Annotated in this window: 19 protein-coding genes; 7 read left to right on the top strand and 12 right to left on the bottom strand. The window is 69.1% G+C overall.

All coding sequences use genetic code 11. From position 1 onward, the window contains the following. Positions 1-66: 66 nt before the first annotated feature. The 3 genes from ACIQOU_RS10190 to ACIQOU_RS10180 all read right to left on the bottom strand — a co-directional run bounded on the left by ACIQOU_RS10190 (position 67) and on the right by ACIQOU_RS10180 (position 2259). Positions 67-801 carry an IclR family transcriptional regulator gene (locus ACIQOU_RS10190; RefSeq protein WP_401535824.1) on the bottom strand — a complete coding sequence of 245 codons (735 nt, stop codon included), beginning with the start codon at positions 799-801 and terminating at the stop codon, positions 67-69. 782 nt (positions 802-1583) lie between these two features. Then, positions 1584-1796, bottom strand: a complete 213-nt coding sequence (locus ACIQOU_RS10185; protein ID WP_401535704.1) for a DUF5326 family protein — start codon at positions 1794-1796, stop codon at positions 1584-1586. A 145-nt stretch (positions 1797-1941) separates the two neighbouring features. After that, positions 1942-2259 carry a cupin domain-containing protein gene (locus ACIQOU_RS10180; RefSeq protein WP_401535703.1) on the bottom strand — a complete coding sequence of 106 codons (318 nt, stop codon included), beginning with the start codon at positions 2257-2259 and terminating at the stop codon, positions 1942-1944. Positions 2260-2316: 57 nt separating this feature from the next. Between ACIQOU_RS10180 and ACIQOU_RS10175 the strand changes: the two genes are divergently transcribed. The 5 genes from ACIQOU_RS10175 to ACIQOU_RS10155 all read left to right on the top strand — a co-directional run bounded on the left by ACIQOU_RS10175 (position 2317) and on the right by ACIQOU_RS10155 (position 6027). Further along, positions 2317-2694: a phage holin family protein gene (locus ACIQOU_RS10175; RefSeq protein ID WP_401535702.1), complete on the top strand. Its 378-nt coding sequence runs from the start codon at positions 2317-2319 to the stop codon at positions 2692-2694. Positions 2695-2701: 7 nt separating this feature from the next. After that, on the top strand, positions 2702-3193 hold the full coding sequence (locus ACIQOU_RS10170; RefSeq protein ID WP_401535700.1) for a low molecular weight protein-tyrosine-phosphatase: 492 nt from the start codon (positions 2702-2704) through the stop codon (positions 3191-3193). Next, complete coding sequence (locus ACIQOU_RS10165; protein WP_401535698.1) at positions 3190-4341, top strand: cystathionine gamma-lyase; 1152 nt, start codon at positions 3190-3192, stop codon at positions 4339-4341. Before ACIQOU_RS10170 ends, ACIQOU_RS10165 begins: the two co-directional genes overlap by 4 nt. A 230-nt stretch (positions 4342-4571) precedes the next feature. Continuing rightward, on the top strand, positions 4572-5456 hold the full coding sequence (locus tag ACIQOU_RS10160) for a LysR family transcriptional regulator (protein WP_401535696.1): 885 nt from the start codon (positions 4572-4574) through the stop codon (positions 5454-5456). A gap of 88 nt (positions 5457-5544) precedes the next feature. Next, entirely contained in the window at positions 5545-6027 is a 483-nt protein-coding gene (locus tag ACIQOU_RS10155) for an NUDIX domain-containing protein (RefSeq protein WP_401535695.1), read from the top strand. 14 nt (positions 6028-6041) lie between these two features. On the opposite strand, the gene ACIQOU_RS10150 is transcribed toward ACIQOU_RS10155, so the two are convergent. Beyond that, positions 6042-7454 (bottom strand): globin domain-containing protein, encoded by a 1413-nt coding sequence (locus ACIQOU_RS10150; protein WP_401535694.1) that lies wholly within the window; start codon positions 7452-7454, stop codon positions 6042-6044. A 587-nt stretch (positions 7455-8041) separates the two neighbouring features. Here ACIQOU_RS10150 and ACIQOU_RS10145 point away from each other — a divergent pair. Both ACIQOU_RS10145 and ACIQOU_RS10140 read left to right on the top strand, forming a co-directional pair. Then, positions 8042-8908 carry a GNAT family N-acetyltransferase gene (locus ACIQOU_RS10145; RefSeq protein WP_401535693.1) on the top strand — a complete coding sequence of 289 codons (867 nt, stop codon included), beginning with the start codon at positions 8042-8044 and terminating at the stop codon, positions 8906-8908. A 34-nt stretch (positions 8909-8942) separates the two neighbouring features. Further along, positions 8943-9395 (top strand): GNAT family N-acetyltransferase, encoded by a 453-nt coding sequence (locus tag ACIQOU_RS10140; RefSeq protein WP_401535691.1) that lies wholly within the window; start codon positions 8943-8945, stop codon positions 9393-9395. Positions 9396-9476: 81 nt separating this feature from the next. Here ACIQOU_RS10140 and ACIQOU_RS10135 read toward each other — a convergent pair whose 3' ends face one another. From ACIQOU_RS10135 to dnaB, 8 genes are all read right to left on the bottom strand, one after another. Further along, entirely contained in the window at positions 9477-10868 is a 1392-nt protein-coding gene (locus ACIQOU_RS10135) for a serine hydrolase domain-containing protein (protein WP_401535690.1), read from the bottom strand. A 450-nt stretch (positions 10869-11318) separates the two neighbouring features. After that, positions 11319-12161 carry an alpha/beta fold hydrolase gene (locus ACIQOU_RS10130; protein ID WP_401535688.1) on the bottom strand — a complete coding sequence of 281 codons (843 nt, stop codon included), beginning with the start codon at positions 12159-12161 and terminating at the stop codon, positions 11319-11321. After that, positions 12158-12751 carry a TetR/AcrR family transcriptional regulator gene (locus ACIQOU_RS10125; protein ID WP_401535686.1) on the bottom strand — a complete coding sequence of 198 codons (594 nt, stop codon included), beginning with the start codon at positions 12749-12751 and terminating at the stop codon, positions 12158-12160. Before ACIQOU_RS10125 ends, ACIQOU_RS10130 begins: the two co-directional genes overlap by 4 nt. Before the next feature lie 136 nt (positions 12752-12887). Beyond that, a complete protein-coding gene (locus ACIQOU_RS10120) occupies positions 12888-15284 on the bottom strand; it encodes a TniQ family protein (protein WP_401535684.1) in 2397 nt (798 codons plus the stop codon). Continuing rightward, positions 15281-16399, bottom strand: coding sequence for an AAA family ATPase (locus ACIQOU_RS10115; protein ID WP_401535683.1), 1119 nt, complete (start codon positions 16397-16399; stop codon positions 15281-15283). Before ACIQOU_RS10115 ends, ACIQOU_RS10120 begins: the two co-directional genes overlap by 4 nt. Further along, complete coding sequence (locus tag ACIQOU_RS10110; protein WP_401535682.1) at positions 16396-18519, bottom strand: helix-turn-helix domain-containing protein; 2124 nt, start codon at positions 18517-18519, stop codon at positions 16396-16398. Before ACIQOU_RS10110 ends, ACIQOU_RS10115 begins: the two co-directional genes overlap by 4 nt. Further along, positions 18516-19238, bottom strand: coding sequence for a TnsA-like heteromeric transposase endonuclease subunit (locus ACIQOU_RS10105; RefSeq protein WP_401535679.1), 723 nt, complete (start codon positions 19236-19238; stop codon positions 18516-18518). The genes ACIQOU_RS10110 and ACIQOU_RS10105 overlap by 4 nt, the downstream gene beginning before the upstream one ends. A gap of 195 nt (positions 19239-19433) precedes the next feature. Next, a complete protein-coding gene (gene dnaB, locus ACIQOU_RS10100) occupies positions 19434-20912 on the bottom strand; it encodes a replicative DNA helicase (RefSeq protein WP_401535677.1) in 1479 nt (492 codons plus the stop codon). Positions 20913-20944 lie beyond the last annotated feature (32 nt).

Here is a 20944-nt window from a genome sequence, read left to right as displayed (position 1 = left end):
AATGATCCCCCCTGTCACTCCAGGCATCTTGCTGAACGTGCGCGTCAGATCACAAGGAGTGATTTTTCAGATACTGATAGAGAGCGACAGCGAGCCCAGAAGACGCCCCACCTCGCCCTGCAATCGACGGGCCACGGGCAGCAGTCGTTCGTCCTGGTGAGCAGGCAGGGACAGGCCGATCGCCGCGGCCGTCGTGCCCGCGGTGATGGGAATCGCGGCGCAAACCGTGCCCAGCGCATATTCCTGACGTTCCATCACCGGCTCCATCCGACTCACCCGTTCGAGTCGCCGGAGCAGGCTGTGATCGTCACGCACCGTGTACGGCGTGAGGGAGCGCACGGGGTAGCGCGCGAGGTGATCGCGCCGGGCGTCGTCGTCTAGTTGGGACAACAGGCACTGCCCGATCGCATGCGCGTGGGCCGTCTCCCGGAAGTCGGCCCACTCGGCGACCGCCGGGATGGCCGGGGTGTCGGCGACGCACTTGACCTCGACCTCGCCGTCCCGGTAGACGGCGTAGTAGATGGGCACCCCGAGCACGTCCCGCCAGGCGGCGAGGATGTCGACGACCGTGCTGCGACGTTTCTGCCGGGCGCCGCTGCTGCTCAGCCGCTCGGCCGCGTCCCCGAGGAAGAACAGGCCCCGTTCCCGGCTGAGGTAGCCCTCGTGGACCAGGGTCCGCAGCAGGTGGTAGGCCGTGGGGAGGGCCAGCCCGGTCTCGCGGGCCAGTTGTTTGGCGGGGGCTCCGTGCTGGTGCTCGGCGACGCGCTCCAGCAGGCGCACCGCGCGCTGCACCGAGCCGATGAGGGTGGCGGACGGCGCCTCGGTGGAGGAGCGCGGCCGGGGAGCCGCGGATGCCGGGCGGGGCCTTGCCGCTGGGGCGTCCGGAGGCGCGGACGCCGGGTGCGGCCGGGACGCGGGAGTTTCCGGCGCCGCCGCACGAGGCGGGGCGGCGTGGGACTTCGGGGGTGACGGATGAGGGCGGGCTACAGGGGCCTTCGAGGGCGCTGGTGGGGGCGCTGTTGCGGGCGCCGCCGGGGGCCGGGACGCGGCAGGACCCGAGGGCGGCGGATGGGGCCGGGACGCCATGGAGGTGGGCGGCGGTGTCGCGTGCGGCCCGGTCGTAGAGGGGGCCGACGGTGTCGCGTCAGGCCGGTTCGAGGAGGTGGTCGACGGTGTCGCAGTGGTCGGCCGTGCCGACGGCCCGGGCGTTGACGTGAGCGGGGGCGTGGGGGCCGCGCGTTCCTGGGCCGAGGGGCCCGGCTGCTCGGGGGGCCTGGCGGGGCGTCCCGCGACGGGGATGGCGAGGCCAGTGGGGCGGAGGGGCTGGCGGAGAGGCTGGTGGGGTGGGGCGTGGGGGCCGGTGGATGCGGTGTCTACCGTCACCAAGGGTCACTCCCGATGCGCGAGGGGGCAGCCCGTGCGGAGGAACACGGGAGGGCGTGTACGCCGCTCACGGGGTGGTCCCCGCGTCGATTTCCGGACTCTAACCGCCCGTCGCCGCCCGTGGACCGCCCGTCGGGAAAACTTCCCTCGCGCGAGGGAACCGGTGGTTCCCGTCGCCGGTCACCGGTCTCCCGCGCCCCTCACCAGTCGCCGCGTGACGAGGAGCTGGACGTGAACTTCCGTACGACGTAGACGAGTCCGGCGACCAGTGCCACGAAGACCAGCGCCTTGAAGAGCAGCCCGATGACGAAGCCGAGGACGCTCGTTATCAGACCGCCGAAGACGACCAGCGCGATGACGGGCACCGCGATCCACTTCACCCACCAGGGCAGTCCCGCGAAGATCTCACCCATTGCTCTGTCCTTACCTCTCTGCCCGTTCTCGCACCGGGTCGTTTGGTGTTCCGCACTCGATGCTAGATCCGGCAGGGGCCCTCGCGGGGGCGTCGCGTCCCTTGTCCTTCCCTGACTGATCCCCTAGGGGATCGGAGGTCGCGCCTCAGCTTTCCGGTGGAGAGAACACGACGAGAACCCGCAGATCCTCGCTGATGTGGTGGAACTTGTGGGCGGCTCCGGCCGGTACGTACACCACGCTGCCGCGCGCCACCTGCGTGGTCTCCGTGCCGACGGTGATCGCGCCCCGGCCGCTGACGACGAAGTACACCTCGTCCTGGCGATGGGGCTGCTGCGGGTCCTGGCTCCCGGCGTCGAGCGCGTAGAGGCCGACGGACATGTTCCGCTCCCGCAGGAACTGGAGGTAGGCACCGTCGTTGGCGGCGCGCTCCGCCTCCAGTTCGTCCAACCGGAATGCCTTCATCGTCCTGTAGCCCTCTCGCGACGTTCGTGACCGACCTCGTCTGCAACGATCAGACACATGAAGAATTTCCTAGTCAAGACGATCGCCAACGCGGGCGCCCTCGCCGTCGCCGTCTGGCTGCTCGACAAGATCACCCTGACCGGCGACAGCACCGGCAAGAAGGCCGTCACCCTCATCATCGTGGCGCTGCTCTTCGGCCTGGTGAACTTCCTGGTCAAGCCCATCGTGAAGGTACTGACCTTCCCCCTGTTCATCCTGACGCTGGGTCTGATCACTCTGGTGATCAACGCCCTGATGCTGTTGCTGACGTCCTGGCTGGCCGACAAGTTCGACCTGAGTTTCCACGTCGAGGGCTTCTGGACGGCGGTCGTGGGCGGACTGATCATCTCTGTCGTTTCCTGGGCTCTGAACGTCGTTCTGCCCGACGGCGAATGAGCGTGCGATGACCTATCGCGTCTGTTTCGTCTGCACGGGCAACATCTGCCGCTCCCCGATGGCCGAGTCCGTCTTCCGCGCGCGAGTGGCGGAGGCCGGTCTCGAAGGCCTGGTCGAGGTCGACAGCGCCGGCACCGACGGCTGGCACGAGGGCGACGGCGCCGACCCGCGCACGGTGGCCGTCCTTGAGGAACACGGTTACGACAGCGCTCATACGGCACGCCGGTTCGAGCCGTCATGGTTTCGACGGCTCGATCTCGTCGTCGCCCTTGACGTCGGCCACCTCAAGTCCCTGCGCGGGCTCGCGCCGACCGAGGCGGACACGGCGAAGGTGCGGCTGCTGCGCTCCTACGACCCGGCGGCGGGCGGCGACCTCGATGTGCCGGACCCGTACTACGGGGGCCGGGAGGGCTTCGAGGAGTGCCTCGACCTGGTGGAGGCGGCGAGCGACGGTCTGCTCGACGCGGTCCGCGAGCACGTGGAAGGAGGGGTGGCATGAGTGATTCCGCCGGACACCCGTCGGTGCACGACGGCGACGGCACGCGCGCGGTACGCGCGGGGCTGCCCGAGCCGGTCAAGCACGAGCCCACGCTGCCGGGACCAGTGTTCGCGGCCCACTTCCATCTGCCGGGCGAACCGACTGGGCCCTACACCTACGGCCGGGACGAGAACCCGACCTGGACGCTTCTGGAGCGCGCCATCGGCGAGCTGGAGGCGCCCGCCCGGGACGACGCCGAGACGCTGGTGTTCGCGTCGGGGATGGCCGCCATCTCGGCCGTGCTGTTCTCGCAGCTCCGCGCGGGCGACACGGTCGTCCTCCCGAACGACGGCTATCAGGTACTGCCACTGGTGCGCGCGCAGTTGGAGGCGTACGGCGTCGAGGTGCGCACCGCCCCGACCGGCGGCGACGCCCAGCTCGACGTCCTGGACGGCGCGAAACTGCTGTGGATCGAGTCGCCGTCCAACCCCGGGCTCGACGTGTGCGACATCCGGAGGCTGGCCGAGGCCGCACACGCGCGTGGCGTGCTCGTCGCCGTCGACAACACGCTGGCGACCCCGCTCGGGCAGCGTCCGCTGGAGCTGGGCGCCGACTTCGCCGTGGCCAGCGGCACCAAGCAGCTCACCGGTCACGGTGACGTGCTGCTCGGATACGTCGTCGGCCGCGACGCCGAGGCGATGACCGCCGTTCGCCGCTGGCGCAAGATCGTCGGCGCGATCCCGGGGCCGATGGAGGCCTGGCTCGCGCACCGTTCGATCGCCACGCTCCAGCTGCGGGTGGAGCGGCAGTGCGCGACCGCCCTGCTGGTCGCCCAGGCGCTGCGGGAGCGGCCGGAGGTGACCGGGCTGCGCTACCCGGGGCTGCCCGGCGACCCGGCGCACCAGGTCGCCGCACGGCAGATGCGGCGCTACGGGTGCGTGGTGTCGTTCACGCTGCCCACGCGCGCGTGTGCCGACGCGTTTCTCGGCGCGCTGCGGCTGGTGGACGACGCGACCAGCTTCGGCGGGGTGCGCTCCACGGCCGAACGGCGCGGGCGCTGGGGCGGTGACGCGGTGCCGGAGGGCTTCGTCCGGCTGTCGGTCGGCGCCGAGGACCCCGAGGACCTGGTGGCGGACCTGCTCCGCGCACTGGACACCTCCGCACGGTGACCGGCTTACCCCCGGCACCTCGTGTGCCCCACCGGATACGACGGACAGTCCGAACCTCCCCCCTCGTGGCTCGGACCGTCCTCGGTTCCGCGCGCGAAGAACCGCATACACAAGGCTAGTTGACTCTGTGTCAGTGTCCAATCACAGTAGCGACAGGAAGCTATCGACTTATTTATAGTTGGCCCCTGTCCGGGGGCTGGAAAACGGGTGGGACGAGGAGAGAACGCACCGTGGATCTGGCCTTGCTGCGCACGTTCGTGACGGTGCACCGGGCCGGTTCCTTCACTCGTGCCGCCGCCCTGCTCGGCCTCTCCCAGCCCGCCGTGACCTCCCAGATACGCACACTGGAACGGCAGTTGGGCCGCCCCCTGTTCCTGCGCCAGGCCCGCGGGGTGACCCCGACGACCATCGGGGACGAACTCGCGCACAAGGCCGCCCCGCATCTCGACGCGCTGGTGGAGATCGCCGGGACCGGTCTCGACGACGACCACGCCCCGCGCACCCTGCATCTCGCCGGTCCCCCGGAGTTCACCGCGGAACGGGCGCTGCCCGCACTCACCGCACTGACGGGAGAGAACGGCCGGGGCTTCGCGCTCCGCACCTCCTTCGGGACCGCCGAAGAGGCCCTGGAAGGACTCGGCGCCGGCCACCACGACCTGGTCATCAGCACGGCCCGGCCACGCGGCGCCCTGCTCACGGCGACCGCGCTGTGCGACGAGGAGCACATCCTGATCGCCGCCCCGCGCCACGCCACCCACCGCGAGAGTCCGGCCGAACCAGCGGGCATCCCGGTGATCGAGGTGCACGAGACGCTGCCGTTCGTCTCCCGCTACTGGGCCTCCGTCTTCGACTCCCGGCCGACCGCCCCGGGCACCGTGATCGTGCCGGACCTCCGCGCGGTCCTCGCTTGTGCCGTCGCGGGTGCCGGGCTCGCCGTGCTGCCCCGCTATCTGTGCGCGCCCGCCCTGGAACGTGGGGACGTGGTCGCCCTCCACGAACCTCCGGTGCCGCCCCTGCGTACGTACTTCCTGGCGGTCCGCACCGGCACCCTCGCCCTGCCGCACCTCGCGCGGGCCCACGACTGGCTGCTGCGGGCCGCCGCGGACTGGTCCTGACCTGCGATGTCCCGGCGATGTCGGGGTAGGCTCGGTCGATGACGTCCTGCGATGTTTCACGTGGAACCAGCCGGGCCACATTTCTCCCATGACCGTCCGACCCGTGGTCAAGCGCACCGCACGTGCCGTCCTCCTGGACGGCGGCCATCTGATCCTGATCAAGCGCACCAAGCCGGGTGTCGATCCCTACTGGATCACCCCCGGTGGCGGGGTCGAGCCCGAGGACCCCACTGTCGTGCACGCCCTGCACCGCGAGGTGCACGAGGAACTCGGCGCCAAGATCACCGATGTCGTCCCCTGCTTCGTCGACACCGTGGAGCACATCGGCGAGGACGCGGCGACGACCGGCGTGAAGGTGCAGCACTTCTTCGTCTGCCGTCTGGAGTCCATGGACACGTCCCTGCGCCACGGCCCCGAGGTGGACGAGCCCACCGGCGAGTACGAGATCGTCCGGGTGCCCTTCACTCGCGTCGGGATCGCCACCGTCCACCTCGTGCCGCTGTCGCTGCGGCACTACCTGGACGGCAACATCGAGGGCGTCCGCGCCCTGCACGCCCCCGATCTCGGCTGAGGAACGGCGCCGGATCAGCCGTCGATGGTGAGGAGTTCCTCGACCTCGTCATGGCGTATGCGTTCGGACGGGAACCCGACCGTGCGCAGGACGTCGACGCCGCTGCGGATCATGCCGGGCGGGCCGGAGAGATAGGCGTCGTAGCCGTTCCACGGGCCGTACTCGCGGACCGCGCCCGGCAGTCCGATGTGCCCCTGCTGGTCGATGATCGCGCGGACCGAGAGCCAGGGGTGAACCTGCTGGAGCCTGAGCATCGTGTCGATGTCGTACAGGTCGATGTCGGTGCGGGCGCCGTAGAACACCTCGACGGTCCGTCGTGCGCCGTGCCCGGCGACGTCCTCGACGAGTGCCTTGATCGGCGCTATGCCCGTGCCGCCGCCCACACAGAGCAGTCCGCTGTCGGTGGTGTGGTCCACGGTCATCGAACCGCCGGGCGGCCCGAGCCGGATGACATCGCCGAGCCGGGCGCGGTGCACCAGGGAGTTGGAGACCCAGCCCGCCGGCACCGCCTTCACATGGAACGACAGCAGCCCGTCGGAGCGGGGCGCCGAGGCGAACGAGTAGTGCCGCCAGACACGCGGCCACCACGGCGTCTCGACACTCGCGTACTGCCCGGCGAGAAACGGATACGGCTGGTCCGGACGGACCGTGACGACGGCGATGTCCGGCGTCCTGCGTTCGTGCGCGACCACCTCGGCGTGCCACCAGGCCGGCGCGCGCAACTGGTCAGCGGCGGCGGCGTCGATCATGACCTGCGAGATCGTCGTGTACGCCCGGACCCAGGCCGCCTCCATGTGCTGGTCCCAGACATGCGACGTGTACTTGCTCAGCGCGCCGATGAGGCACTCGCCGACGGCCGGATAGTGCTCGGGGAGCGTGCCGTACTTGCGGTGACCCCGGCCGAGGTTCTGTAGATAGGCGACCAGCACCTCGGTGTTGTCGATGTGCTCGGCCGCGGTGAGCAGCGCCTTGAGCAGCCGGTCGCGCTGGGTGTCCATCGCGGCCGGGAACAGCGGTCTGAGGTCGGGGTGGCGGACGAACAGCAGCGCGTAGAAGTACGAGGTGACCTTGTCGGCGACCGGCCCGGCCTCCGCCATGGTCCGGCGGATGAGGATGGCGTCCGGCGATGCCTGCTGTGCCTGGGCGCCCGTCACGGGCGGTGCGGGCTGGGCCTCCTGGGCGCGCTGCGGGGGCACACGCGGCCGCTCGGGAGCGGGCCTGACCGCCTCTACAGGGGGCGCGGGGGGCGCGGACCTGACGGCCTCGGTGGGAGGCACGGGGGGTGCCGGGGGCACCGGGCGGCTGCTGCCAGGCGTCTCCCGCACACCGTCCGGTGCCGCCTCGGGCTGTCGGCGCGGGCTGAACCAGCCGCCGCCTCCGCCGCCGGAAGTGCCGCTGTCGGCCGACGCGGTGGTCGGAGCGTCCATCGTGAGCCTCGCCTCGAACATCTCTCGGTCGGTCTACGCACTTCCTCGATCGGAAGATGCCCGCTTTTCCCCGTAGACGACTTTCCTTACCCGTTTCGTTCCCCCGGCCGACGCGGCCCCATTCAACCCGCGTCAACCGCCCTTACCGGCGGGTAAGTCGAGAGTGTGACATGTGCCGCAGCACGGGCGACCATCACCCCCGGCCAACCGGAGTCGACCATACCGGGCGTCGCTCCGATCACAAGCCTGTGCTCCCGTCACTCTCAAACGCCTTCCCTCACAAGGCGACGCGAACCGGCAGTTCCCTCAACTACCGGGCTTCGCGGACCAATTCACGGACCTTTGGGAGCCCAGGACCGGGGTACGTGTGCCCAGCCGGACCGATCGCATGCCGACCGGCGACCTCCACCTCGACACGGCGGCGAGCCCCCCTCCCACATCGGACGCCCTCCGTTCGCCCATGTTTCACGTGAAACACCCCGAGGCGATCGCCCAGTTGTGCGGCAGACCACGGCATGGCCAAAAGCTCGTGCGTCTCCTCGCAAAGAGGTGGACGGCGAGGGTGCACGTCAGACAGCCTGACCTGCGTGCCGACTCCTTCCGTCAACGCTCTCCCCATCCGCCGTCTGACGCTCCGCGATCTCACCGCCTGCGCCGACTTGTCCGCGGACCGGGGGTGGCCACGGGAGGAGCACAAGTGGGGTTTCCTCCTCGCAGCCGGAAAGACCTATGGCATGGACGACCCCGACGGCGGCCTCGTCAGCGCCTGCGTCATCACCGAGTACGGACCACGTGAGCAACCGGACCTGGGCGCCATCGGCATGGTGCTGGTCGCCGAACGGCACGCCCGCCAGGGCATCGGGCGGCACCTGATGCGCCACGTCGTCGCGGCGATGGGCACCACCCCGCTGACCCTGTACGCGACCCCCAACGGCCGCCCGCTCTACGAGGAACTCGGCTTCAAGGTCACGGGTCAGGCCGAGATGCTGACCGGACGTTTCCTTCCCGGCGGGGCCGACCCGAAGGTCTCCACGCGCGCGGCCACCGCCGACGACCTCACGCGGATGCTCCGGCTCGACGAAGAGGTGTTCGGTACCGACCGCACCCACCTCATCACCCGGCTGCCCGCCTTCGCCGACCGACTCCGCGTCGCCGAGGAGAACGGCCGGCTCATCGGCTACGCGGCGGCCTGGCCCAACATGGACACCCATGTCGTCGGCCCGTTGATCGCCCGGGACACGGAGACGGCCATGGCGCTGATCGGCGCGCTCGCCGCCCACACCGACCGCCCGCTGCGCACCGACATCGACGTACGCCACGAGGAGTTGCGCGCCTGGGCGAAGGATCACGGCCTGGTCTCCGTCGCCCTCAACTCGGTGATGACCTACGGCATCACGGATCTACCCGGCGACTGGACCCGGCGTTTCGCCCCACTGACAGTGGCGGCCGGCTGAACCGACACCCCAAGCCGGTGCGTAGGGTGCGGGCATGGGAGATCTGGACATCCGCCCCGCCACGCCGGACGACGTACCCGCCATCGTCGCGATGCTCGCCGACGACCCACTCGGGGCCCAGCGCGAGTCGCCCGACGACCTGACCCCGTATCTGGCGGCCCTGAAGCGCCTGTCGGCGGACCCCAATCAGCATCTGGTCGTCGCCGTCCAGGAGGGCCGCGTCATCGGCACGCTCCAGCTCACGATCGTCCCGGGGCTGTCGCGGCGCGGCTCGGTCCGCTCGATCATCGAGGCCGTCCGCGTCCACGCCGACGCCCGCGGCAGTGGCCTGGGAACCCGGCTCATCGAGTGGGCGGTCGACGAATCCCGGCGCCAGGGCTGCCAGTTGGTGCAGCTGACCTCCGACCGGACCCGCACCGACGCCCACCGCTTCTACGAACGGCTCGGTTTCACGGCTTCCCATGTGGGATTCAAGCTCCAGCTGTGACACGGGGAAGCGAGACAGACGTCTCCCGGACGGCAAGCGTCATGTTTCACGTGAAACATGACGCTTGCCGCACATCGACGGCTAATCGATACCCCGCCACCCGCCCGGGTCCACCCCACCCGGCACGGAAGCCCCCTCCTCGTACGGCTGACGCGTGAACACGAACGACCCGAGGTCCAGATGGTCCACGGTCCCGTCCGGTCGCCGTACGGCCCTCAGAAGCTCTCCGGCGTAATAGCCCTCCTGCCCGGTCCAGGTACCGTCGCCGTTGGCGTGGAAGCGTGAACGGCGCCCGCTGCCCGTGAGCGGGCCCAGCGAGACCGTCCCGTCGGCCGCGAGCCGCAGCGCGAAGGCGTGTGTCCCCCAGTACCAGGGTCCCGTCAACTCCAGCACGGAGGCGTCCACTTCGGCGGCGGGCCGCCACGGCGCGGGAATGCGCGGCTCGGCCTCGGCGACGATGCGGACGAGGTCGGCGCCGACGGCGGAAGTCAGCGGGCCGGAGGTGCAGTTGGCCAGAACCACTGCGGCGACATCGTCGTCGACGCCGATGGTGAGGCTGGCCAGGAAGCCCGGCAGCGACCCGGAGTGCCCCACCAGCAGCCGTCCGCCGCGCTGCTGGATCTGCATGCCGAGCCCGTACGAGGTGCCGTCCGCGACGTCCGTGGCCTCGACCGCCGTCGCCGGTGTCCGCATCTCGCGCACCGTCCCGGCGCTCAGTACCCGGTGGTCTCCCCGGGCGAGAAAGACGGCGAAGCGGGCCAGGTCGGCCGTGGTGGACCAGAGTTGCCCGGCCGGGGCCATCAGACCGAGGTCCTCGACGGGTTCGGGCAACAGCGCGTCGGCCCAAGGGTGCACGGCCCAGCCGTCCGCGAACGGGGCGCTCGGCTGGGCGCCCGTGCGGTCCAGGCCCAGAGGTTCGAGTACTTCACGCCGAAGTACCTCCTCCCACGGTGCACCGCGCAGCTTCTCGACGAGCGCGCCGAGCAGGGTGTAGCCCGGGTTGGAGTAGTGGAAGCTCCGGCCGACCGGGTGCAGCAGGGGCCGCTCGCCCAGGACATCGGCGAGTTCGGGGCGCAGCGACCCCGGCGTCCGTTCCCACCAGGGCGCCGGCGACTCCGCCGCGAGGCCACCCGCGTGGGCGAGCAGATCGGCGACGGTAGCCTCTCCGACGCCGGTGCCTGGCAGATGCTTCTCCAGCGGGTCGCCGAGATCGAGGGCGCCTTCGTCACGCAGCCGCATCACCAGCACGGCGGTGAACGTCTTGGTGATCGAACCGATCCGGTACTGCACGTTCTCGTCCGGCGAGCCCTGTCCGCCCACCGAGCCCCGGGCACCGTGCCACACGATCCGCCCGTCCCGCACAACCGCCGCGACCAACAACGGCGCCCGTCCTTCACTCTGGGCCACGGCAATGCGGTGCAGCAGCGCCCGACGAGTACCGGGCAGCAACTCTTCCTGATGAGGTGTCGTCATCCCCCCAGTCCACCCTGCCCCACCCCATCAGCCGAACCCATTACGGCACCCATCCGCCCAACCGGGCCCGTCCTCCCCACCCCTGAACAAGCAACCGAAAACCCCCGCTCCAGACGGAGACCGCAGTGTTGCCCGACCGAACACGTCCACTCCAGCTAGTCGACCCGGCGCGGACCGTTCGCCCACACCAGCATCGCCAGCCGGCAGTCCACGCACATCCATGACCTCCTGCGGTCACCGGAGGCCAGCCGGAAATAAGCGCGTTCCTACAACCCAGCTGACGAAACCGCGATCGCCGACGCCCTGTAGGTTCTCCGGTCCGCTGTCATATGGCGATGCTGTGACCTGCTGTTCTCCCTCCTGTCTCAGACAGTGACGGATGAGTTGAGTCTCAGGATCGTGTCACTTCCTTCGACCGCCTCCGACGGAGTCGAGCAGGTCATGCGCGATTCAGATCGAGGCTCGGAGGACCTTCCGCAGGAGCTCGCCGAACTCTGCGGGGTGCGTGGTCAGTCCGATGTGCCCGCCGGGGAAGTGCTGGAACTCCGTGCCGAGACGCTCGGCCAGGAAAGCGGCCGAGCGGTAGGGCAGCTCACCGTGTGAGTCCTGGCCACCGGCGATCACGAGCCGGTCCGACAGCCCCTCCAGCCGGCGGATGTCCGGCGCGTAGGACATGAAGCTGGGCACGATCCGCCCGACGAAGTACGGCAGGTTGGCCATCGTCTGTTCGGCCCGCGCCGCTGCTTGGGGCGGAAGTTTGAGCTCGGCCTTCGGCTCGGTGGTGTCGCCGTCCTTCTTCAGGCCCGCAGCGAACACGGCCATGGCCGGCATCAGCCCTTGGGTGCGGAACGTGTCCTGCACGTGTTCGATGAGTGCGCGGTGTTCAGCCGCGTCCGGCAGGACCTCTACTACTGGCGGCTCGTGCGCCACAACGCGTGCGATGCGTTCGGGGTGGGTGGTGAGCAGGTGCAGGGCGGCGATCGCGCCTGAACTGGCGCCGAATACTAGGGCGGGCTCACCGGGCGACAGCAGTTCCAGCATCCGGAACGCGTCATCGGCGTGCTCGGCCACTTGCTGCTCGGTGTCGGGGTCGTCCAGCGTGCTGCGGGACATGCCGCGAGGGTCGTAGGTGGCGACTGTGTATTCGGCGGCCAGGTCTTCGGCGATGGCGTCGAAGGATGCCGCGCCACCCGTCCCTCCGGGGATCAGCAGCACGAGCGGGCCCTGGCCTCGCACTTCGTAGTGCAAGGTCGCGCCGTTCACACGCAGGCTGCCGATGGTCGGGTCGGTCATGAGGAGTCTCCTTCTCGGGACGGGGGCCAGTGCTCCAGGAGGGTGTGCAGGGCGTCGAGCGCGCGGGTCCAGGACTGCTGCGGCGAACGCTTGTGCGCGAAGCCGCCCGCCGCTTCCAGGGCGACGAACCCGTGGAACGTGCTGCGCAGCAACCGGACCGCGTCGGTCAGGTCCGGCTCGGCCAGTCCGTAGCCGCGCAGCATGCCGTAGGTCAGCTCGACCGCCCGCCGTGGTCCGGGCGCCTTTGCGGCCAGCTCGGGGTCGATCTGGATCGGGGTCTGCGTTGCCATGTAGCGGCCCGGATGCTGGTGGGCGTACTCCCGCCAGGCATTCGCGAAGGCGACGAGCGCGTCTTTGCCTGCTCGCCCGGCGGTCGCCTCCGCAATGCGGATGGTCTTCTCGTCCGCCGCCAGCAGGGCGATCCGACCGCGCAGATCCTCCAGGCTGCGGACGTGCGTATAGAGGCTCGCGTCCTTCACGCCCAGTCGCCGCGCCACCTGGGACATGGTCACCTGGTCGAGCCCGACGTCGTCCGCCAGCTCTGCGCCCGCGACCGTCACCCGCTCCGCTGTCAGCCCGGCCCGCACCATGTACCCTCCTAAGTTCCTTGAGATCCTAGTTTTAGCCTAGGGGTCCTAGGAAAACAATCGGGGGTGCAAGCAACAAGGGCGTCCGCGGGATCACGGACTGCCTGACAGTTCCTCGGTCGGTGGGCTCATCAGGGCATCACGCGGTAAGCCCGTTGCTCGTGCCGGCGCGGTCTGCCGCCCGGAGGGCAGCGTCGTGGGAGGCTCCGCCGCGGGCTCGGAAGGGGATCTTGTGGGTGTGGGCCCATCTCGCCATGTTCGCGGTGCTCATGCCCTTCTCCTGGGCGAGATCGGGCAGGGTCCGTCGGCGGTGAACGTACTGTTCGATGAGCCAGTCGCGGTCGATGGTTCCGCGGGGCTTGTAGTCCTGCGGGCCGTCGCGGAGCGGGATGCCGTACTCCTTGGCGACGTCGGTCAGTACTCTGCGGGAGAAGCCGGTGAGGGCGGCGATCTGCTGCAGAGAGCGGTGTTCGTCGAGGTAGAGGCGGGTGAACGTCTCTTTCGGCACTTCCTTTCGGGCTGTGAAGCGAATGTGTCCTGTGGCTCTGGCTGCGGCCTTCGTCGGTGGAAGTGCGGGGGCGGGCTGTGCGTCCAGGGCGAGTCGGACGGCTTCGATGCTGGTGCCGAGGACCTGGGCAGCGTGGCGGACGGGATTCCTGCGCTGCCGGACAAGTTGGTGCAGATGCGGGATGTCGATGCAGGCCGGGTCGGAGCCGGGCAGGTCGAGGCCGTTCAGCAAGGATGTGGGCGGATGCCAGGTCACAGGCTCGTCGCGGACGTTCTGTCCCGCGAGGAATGCCCTAGCTTCTTCGGCCAACTCGTGGGCCAATTCTGGGGTTTGCAGAGCTGCGAAACGGACGGTCTCGGCCCGGAAGTAGGCGTCGTCGAGATCGTGGCGGCCTGGGACAGTGTTGGCGGGCAACCCGCTGATGCGCTGGAAGAGCAGGCTGCGAACCAGGAGTTCACGGCGGATGCTGCCGGGGGCTGTGCCGGTGCGTCGGCAGATGTCCTGCCAGTGGTCGTGCGGTAGCAGGCCGGAGTAGTCCAGGCGGCGGCGCCGCTGGTAGTCGATGGGGACATCGGCGGCATCAAGGTGGTCGGCAAGCCGGATGAGGGCGGCGACGATGCCAGGCCAGTACTGCTGGTCTTCGAGTCGCTGCATGATGCGGGACATGTCGGTGCCGTCGGTGACCGCGCCGAGGTGCCTGGCGGCGTCATCAAGGCTGGTCCTGCCGTCGACGATCAGCAGGCAGGCGGCCATCACCGGGGCCAGAGTGCGCGGATAGGTGCCGCTGGCGGGTGCGAGCCGAACAGTCCAGGACGGCCAGAACATGCTGGGGATCTTCCGCGCTCGTCGCGCTGTGTCCCGGTCTGTCTTCACCGGGCGTCTGGGCATCGGGGATGGCGTGCGGCAACGCAATTGTTCGCTGGGCCGCAGCGAGGGAGCGAGTGCTGCCAGGTGCACCGCGTTCAGCACCGGGCTCAGACCGCGTCCCCAACTGTCGATGCTGGTGACACTGACCTGCCAGAGCTCGTCGCGCATCGCTTCGATCAGATCGCGCATCCGCTCTCCCGCCTGGTGGACATCGGGCTGCTCCAGGACGTCCAGCGCGATGGTCACCGCGGCGGCCGCACTCACTGCCCGGGGCGGGGCCATGAAGCCGGGTCGTTCCGCGGCACGCATGGCGAACTGGGAGTCGAGGTCTGCGGCGAAGTGCTCCTGGGTGATGTCGGACGGCAGCCGGCTCTTGATGTTCTGCTCAGGTAGGTCTGCGAGCACGCGGCCGGCGATCGCCCGGATGTCCGTCAGCGCCTTCGCCGCCGGCTGCGGGCTGAGTGCGTATGCGCCGAAGGAAGCAGTATTCGCGTCAATGACCTCCAGCAGCCGTTCCTGGGCTGACAGCGCGGGATGCCCGGCAGGAAGTCGGAGCGTACGGGTCTGTGTCAGATCGAATCCGCAGCCCCCGGAAGGCGGACGTCCCGGTCTCGAAGAGAGGGTGCCGCAAAGATCCGGGTGAGGGACGACTTCCCCGGACCGGAGCCGCTGCCTGGGAACGCGCCCGCAGGCAGGGCAGCAGTCCGCCAGCAGTTGCAGGTGCAGCGGGCAGGCGAAGGACCAGCCCAGACGCCAGGTGAGTTGCCAGCGGCCGCTGCTGTCCTTGAGGCAGTCCGGGCAGAACCGCGAGCCGGCACCACGGCCCCAGAGCACCCAGCGGTTGACGTACCGGCGCTCGAAATTGATGCGAAGGGCCCGCTCGGCGTAGTGCGCCAGCGTCATGGCCGTGACCGTCCGCTCGTCCAGCCCGCTCGCATGCGCGATGGCCGCGGTCTGGTCCGCGCCCAGCAGGATCGTCCAGTCCGGCGGAATGCCCCGCAGGTGATCCCCGCGCCCGGTCCGGGACGGCAGGCCGAGGTGGTGCAGCACCTCGCCGAGCGGGCTGTCCAGCCTGCGGGCGAGAGCCTCCAGCCACGAATCGAGCGCCTCTCCGGGCAGAGGCGCCAGCCGGATCGGCAGAGTCCGGACACGCGTGCTCATGCAACCTTGCGGCGGGAGCGTGGGCGGCTGGTCAGCCTCCGCTTCTCCAGCGCCGCTTCCAGTTCCTTGCGGGCCGCCTCCGACGCCTCGTCGTTCTTCACTCCATCGAGCAGGTCGCGGTCCAGGCTCTCAGCGCCGCTGCGGACAGCCCGCTGACAGCCTCGATTGATCAAGGTCATCAGCGAGCCGATGTGCCCGGTGCTGCGGGCGAAGAGGTAGTCGGACAACTCGTCCGCGAGCATCCCCGGCTGCTTGTCGGCCAGGACCACGCGCTGTTCCAGGGCCAGCAGCATCTGCCGCCACTCCCGCCGGCCGGGCTCGGACTCGATCGTGAAGGGCCGCACTCCCAACCGGGTAGTGCGACGTCCGGTCTGGGCCAGCGCCGCGTCCCACCTGGCGTCGCCCTCACTGAACAGGCCCTTGTCCGCGAGGCCGACACCGATCATCAGCAAGGTCACGGGAAACTCGTTCGCGATCCACTTCAGATGGTTGCTGACCTCGATGCCGTTGCGCTGGTTCCACTTCAGAAAGTGCAGGTCATCAAGGGCGAGGATGCGGACCTCGCAGGACAGCACGCAGTCCAGGGCCCGCTGGCCGAACTGGGCTGTTGTTCCGCGGTTGCGACCGGGGTGCCCGAAGAACTCCAGCATGGCGCGGTTGAGGTCCTTCATGCCGGTGTTCCCGGTCAGGCCGACCCGGCAGACCGGCAGACGCTCGTGCCCCTGGCCGGTGAACTCACCCCGCTCGGCGATCTCCCTGCGGTGGAACTCACGGGCGAACGCGAGGACCGAGGTGGTCTTGCCCAGCCCGGGAAAGGCGTCAATCGCCACGGCTCCCTTGGCCTTGTCACCGTCCTGAAGGTTGCTGTCGACGATGTCCCACAGATCCTCGTGTAATTCGGACAGTTGAGGGGTCTTGAGCGGGCCGATGTTCGCGTGCCACTCCCGCCGCCGCAGGTCGTACTCGACTCTCGCGTCCTCACCCAAGGCCTTCAGCTGGGCCCTCGTCAGCGCCTCGGGCTGCTTGCGGCGCGGAGCCTGGGCGAACGCCTTGAAGTCCTCCTTCCGCGACAGCGCCAGATTGCCCAACGCTTCCGGCAGACCGGCCGCGCTCATACGTCCTCCAAGGCATCCGCGTAGAAGTCCTCGTCCAGGTCCTCGAAGTCCGCCTCGTCGTCGTCTCCGGTCTCCGACGCCGCCTTCATCCCTTCGTCCTGCGGCAGTGCCTCTGTCCCGCTGAGGGCCCGGCGTACGGAGGGAAGAGAGACGACCGTCTCCGCCTCGGCCTCAGGCAGTTCGAGGACTGTCTGCTCGCGCGAGAGCCGAAGTGCCATGCGCCGCTCGGCCAGCGTGGTGCCCAGGCCAAGGTTCCAGCGCTCCAGCAGATCGGCGACTGCAAGCCGGTCATCGGGGTAGCGGTACTTTGCCGCGGCCAGCTTCCGGGCGAACGCCAGCGCGTCCTCGCTCAGCGGCATCCGCGCCGAAGGCGCATGCTCCCAGGTCAGCGTGTGCCAGACACGCGTGGACGGGTCACGGAAGTAGATCCGGGTGACATCGTCCGGGTCGACCTGGAACGGCCAGCCGTTCCGAAGCGGCCCGTCGTAGGGGCTGCGGACGCCGGGCTCAGGAAGGCCCGGACCGCTGTAGCGGCGGCGGCCGATCTCGGCCCCGTAGTGCTGGACCGTGCGCCACTTCGTGGCGAGGAACTCAAAGGCCAGGTCCTTGTCCCGCGGGACCTCAATCCAGCCGGCCCGGGCCATCCCGTGCTCGAACATCTTCGCTGGGGACATCCGCAGCCCCGGCACCCCCGGATCGACCAGACTCGCGTGCGGCCTGCAGTGATAGACCACCGCCGTCCACTCCTGGATCATCGCCTCCAACTCGTCCAGGAAGAAGAACGCATCGTCCTCCGGAGCCTCGCCGCGAGAGTGGATGTCCGGCCCCTTGTAACCGGGAAGCGCCTCAAGTAGCCCTTCCCTCAAGGTCCGGAAATACCGCTCCACCGGTCCCTTGTCCCGGCCCGTCCGCAGCCTCGCGGGCTGGATCGATATCCCCATCCGGCGGCAGACGCTCGTCAGATGCTCCGAGATGTAGACCTTGCCGTGATCGACCACCAGTGTCTCGGGCACCAGCGGTGGCGAGGCCAGCCCGGGACCGACGGCGCCCTCGACGTCGACCAGGACCGTGCGCGGGATGCCGTGCTCGGGCCAGACCGCGCCACGCGGCCAATCCCGCCCCGCCGGCCGCGGCCTGAACGACTGGAACAGCACCGCGCTGACATCTACCGCCTTCGTCGACACCGGCGTCAGCCGGATCCCGGTGATGCAGCGGGTGTACCAGTCCATCGCAACCGTCAGCTCGGCCTGCACCCACTTCAACGTCAGCGGATCGAACGCGAACACGTCCAACCGCGTGGTGTCCATCAGTAGATACTCACCCGGCCGCGTCGGCCGCAGCTTCCCGTACGGACCTTCCGGACGATCCGCGATATCCCGGTTCCGTTTCGTACTCAGCCGGAACAGCGGATGCCTCCGCTCCAGGCCCTCCAGCACCCGAAAGGCAGTCGCCCGGCTCGGCTGCGGCACCACCTCCGGACCGAACCGGGCAACCACCCGGGCCCGCGTCCGCTCAATCACCAGTGTCCGCGACGGCTTCGACTGATCAGTGCGCTCGACCATCACCTCCAGCGCGGTCTCCACCCACCGGTCATCGACCGACGGCTGCGTCGGTCCGGACAAGCCGCGCTTCGAGACAAGCCCGGCCTCACCATGACGCCGAAAATCCGCGACCCATTGCTTGATCGAGCGGACCGACACCCCAAGTTCCCGAGCCTTCGCTGCGTACTTGGCCTCGGCCGGCTCGCCGGCCCCGTACTCGGTGCGGGGTTCTCCTTCGCGTACGAGTTCCGCACTGCCCGAGCGGTAGCCCGTCAGGACCTCGCGGACATGTTCTGCTCGTTCGAGGACTTTCTGCCGCTCATCATCACGCAGTTGGCCCAGGACAACCGAAGCGATCTCCTCAGCATCATTCGCCGACGGACCGGCCTGGTCAGGAACGATCTCGGCACGGTCGGAGAACAACAGCTCCTTCAGGGACAGCCGCCGGACGCAGCCATGCCCGTCCTTGAGGACCACCTCGTTTCCCCTGGTCGTCGCCGTCAGCTCGACCACTTCGACGGTCTCTCCGTCGTAGCGGAATCGCGTACCGACTCCGACGCGAGCCCCGGCCCTGCTCATGCCGCCTGCCGCAGCGTGCGCGACGGGCCGAGTGGCTGGTCGAGATCGGTAACAATACTCTGCGTCCAGAGCAAATGATGGATGGCTGACCGGACCTGGGGTTCCGGCCGGCCAGGCAGACAGGCCGCAGCCCGCCCCAAGGGCACCCCATCGAGATCAATTCCACGAAGCTCTTCCAGCAGGGCGGCGTTGAACAGCCAGTCCCTGCGGTAGCCCGCCAGGAATCGGACATTCTCCAGCTCCACCGTCGGAGGCTCGCTCCAGACTTCGTACTTCCATCCGCGCGCCTCCACCGCCTGCCGGGTCCAATCGAAGGTGAACGCGACCTCGGGCTTGGACACGCGGTGAAGTGGCTTGACGTCAACGATCACCGGCACCTGGTCGGTGAGCAGGAGATAGTCCGGGATGTGCTTGCGGACCTTCCCTTCCAGCACGGTCTGAAGCAGGAAGGGCTGAGCCACGATGCCGTGGACGCTGCGATCGAAGTCCGCGAAGAGCAATCGGGCCAGCTCCAGGCGGGACTCGTAGATCACGTGGTCGTGCATGGTCGCCGACCAGTAGGTACCCGAGTAGTGCTTCTGCCCTCGGCGCCAGCGGAATACCCGCCATGGCGCCGCGGAGGACAACAGATCTTTGGAAGCGGCGGGCCAGGCATACTCCTCGACCTCGTCGCCATCATGGCGGCGCACTCTGACCACAACTTCCGCAGCAATGCCCACGACGTACCCCCACCCAGACCATGGTCCGTACGACCAGACTGTCCACCGTCGAGAGCAGACGCCTGAGCTTGGAGCCAAGTAGCCCGAAAGAGTGAACGCGCCGACCTGCTTGTCTCACGACCGCTTCATAAGTGCAGCCGATATGAAGCGGAACGTGAGACTGTGCAGCGAAATCTGAGACCCTACACGCCCGAATCAGGTCTGTGCCATGTCCACGAACCGTGAGTAGTGGCCCTGGAAAGCCACCGTGATCGTCGCCGTGGGGCCGTTACGGTGCTTGCCGACGATGATGTCGGCCTCGCCCGCGCGCGGCGACTCCTTCTCGTAGGCGTCCTCGCGGTGCAGCAGGATCACCATGTCCGCGTCCTGCTCGATGGAACCCGACTCACGCAGGTCGGACACCATCGGCTTCTTGTCCGTCCGCTGCTCGGGACCTCGGTTGAGCTGCGAGAGCGCGATCACCGGGACCTCCAGCTCCTTGGCCAGCAGCTTGAGGTTTCGGGACATGTCCGAGACCTCCTGCTGACGGCTCTCGGACCGCTTGGAACCGCCCGCCTGCATCAGCTGCAAGTAGTCGATGATCACGAGCTTGATGTCGTTGCGCTGCTTCAGCCGACGGCACTTGGCGCGGATCTCCATCATCGACAGGTTCGGAGAGTCGTCGATGTAGAGCGGCGCGGAGGAGACCTCGGGCATCCGGCGCGCCAGCCGCGTCCAGTCCTCGTCCGTCATGGTGCCCGACCGCATGTGGTGCAGCGCGACCCGCGCCTCGGCGGACAGCAGACGCATCGCGATCTCGTTGCGGCCCATTTCGAGGGAGAAGATGACACTCGGCAGGTTGTTCTTGATCGACGCGGCCCGGGCGAAGTCCAGCGCGAGGGTTGACTTACCCATGGCGGGGCGGGCCGCGATGACGATCATCTGACCCGGGTGCAGCCCGTTGGTGAGTGAGTCGAGGTCCGTGAAACCGGTCGGCACGCCCGTCATCTCGCCGCTGCGCGAACCGATCGCCTCGATCTCGTCGAGCGCGCCCTCCATGATGTCGCCGAGCGGGAGGTAGTCCTCGCTGGTGCGCTGCTCGGTGACGGCGTAGATCTCGGCCTGGGCGCGGTTGACGATCTCGTCGACGTCGTCGTCGGCTGCGTAACCCATCTGGGTGATGCGGGTACCGGCCTCGACCAGGCGGCGCAGGACCGCGCGCTCGTGCACGATCTCCGCGTAGTACTCGGCGTTGGCCGCCGTCGGCACCGTCTGGACGAGGGTGTGCAGATACGACGCCCCGCCGACCTTGTTGATCTCGCCGCGCTTGGTGAGTTCGGCGGCGATCGTGATGGGGTCGGCCGGCTCACCCTTCGCGTAGATGTCGAGGATCGCCTGGAAGATCGTCTCGTGGGCCGGTTTGTAGAAGTCGTGGCCCTTGAGGACTTCTACGACGTCGGCGATGGCGTCCTTCGACAGGAGCATGCCGCCGAGGACGGACTGCTCGGCATCGAGGTCCTGCGGGGGCACGCGCTCGAAGGCAGTGCCGCCGCCCTCCCACTCACCGTTCTCCCGACCGCGGTCGTGCTGGTCGTCGCGGCCGCGGGACCCGTCACCGCGGCGGCGGGAAGCCGGCAGCCGATCACTCGGTCCGCTGTCGGCCCACGGGTCGTCCAAGGGCTCGGAAACGCTCACCGAGCCACCTCCTCCCGTCCGCCGTGCGGACC

Origin of the sequence: Streptomyces sp. NPDC091279 (assembly GCF_044757465.1) — a bacterium.
Classification (GTDB): Bacteria; Actinomycetota; Actinomycetes; order Streptomycetales; family Streptomycetaceae; genus Streptomyces.
This window is presented reverse-complemented; position numbering and strand designations above follow the sequence as displayed.

Excerpts from the sequence above, each read along its gene's own strand:
- ACIQOU_RS10135 (WP_401535690.1), bottom strand. The coding sequence starts at position 10,868 with ATGACGACACCTCATCAGGAAGAGTTGCTGCCCGGTACTCGTCGGGCG.
- ACIQOU_RS10175 (WP_401535702.1), top strand. The coding sequence starts at position 2,317 with ATGAAGAATTTCCTAGTCAAGACGATCGCCAACGCGGGCGCCCTCGCC.
- ACIQOU_RS10125 (WP_401535686.1), bottom strand. The coding sequence starts at position 12,751 with ATGGTGCGGGCCGGGCTGACAGCGGAGCGGGTGACGGTCGCGGGCGCA.
- ACIQOU_RS10120 (WP_401535684.1), bottom strand. The coding sequence starts at position 15,284 with ATGAGCACGCGTGTCCGGACTCTGCCGATCCGGCTGGCGCCTCTGCCC.
- ACIQOU_RS10140 (WP_401535691.1), top strand. The coding sequence starts at position 8,943 with ATGGGAGATCTGGACATCCGCCCCGCCACGCCGGACGACGTACCCGCC.
- ACIQOU_RS10185 (WP_401535704.1), bottom strand. The coding sequence starts at position 1,796 with ATGGGTGAGATCTTCGCGGGACTGCCCTGGTGGGTGAAGTGGATCGCG.
- ACIQOU_RS10150 (WP_401535694.1), bottom strand. The coding sequence starts at position 7,454 with ATGGACGCTCCGACCACCGCGTCGGCCGACAGCGGCACTTCCGGCGGC.
- ACIQOU_RS10165 (WP_401535698.1), top strand. The coding sequence starts at position 3,190 with ATGAGTGATTCCGCCGGACACCCGTCGGTGCACGACGGCGACGGCACG.
- ACIQOU_RS10155 (WP_401535695.1), top strand. The coding sequence starts at position 5,545 with ATGACCGTCCGACCCGTGGTCAAGCGCACCGCACGTGCCGTCCTCCTG.
- ACIQOU_RS10130 (WP_401535688.1), bottom strand. The coding sequence starts at position 12,161 with ATGACCGACCCGACCATCGGCAGCCTGCGTGTGAACGGCGCGACCTTG.
- ACIQOU_RS10115 (WP_401535683.1), bottom strand. The coding sequence starts at position 16,399 with ATGAGCGCGGCCGGTCTGCCGGAAGCGTTGGGCAATCTGGCGCTGTCG.
- ACIQOU_RS10180 (WP_401535703.1), bottom strand. The coding sequence starts at position 2,259 with ATGAAGGCATTCCGGTTGGACGAACTGGAGGCGGAGCGCGCCGCCAAC.
- ACIQOU_RS10170 (WP_401535700.1), top strand. The coding sequence starts at position 2,702 with ATGACCTATCGCGTCTGTTTCGTCTGCACGGGCAACATCTGCCGCTCC.
- ACIQOU_RS10110 (WP_401535682.1), bottom strand. The coding sequence starts at position 18,519 with ATGAGCAGGGCCGGGGCTCGCGTCGGAGTCGGTACGCGATTCCGCTAC.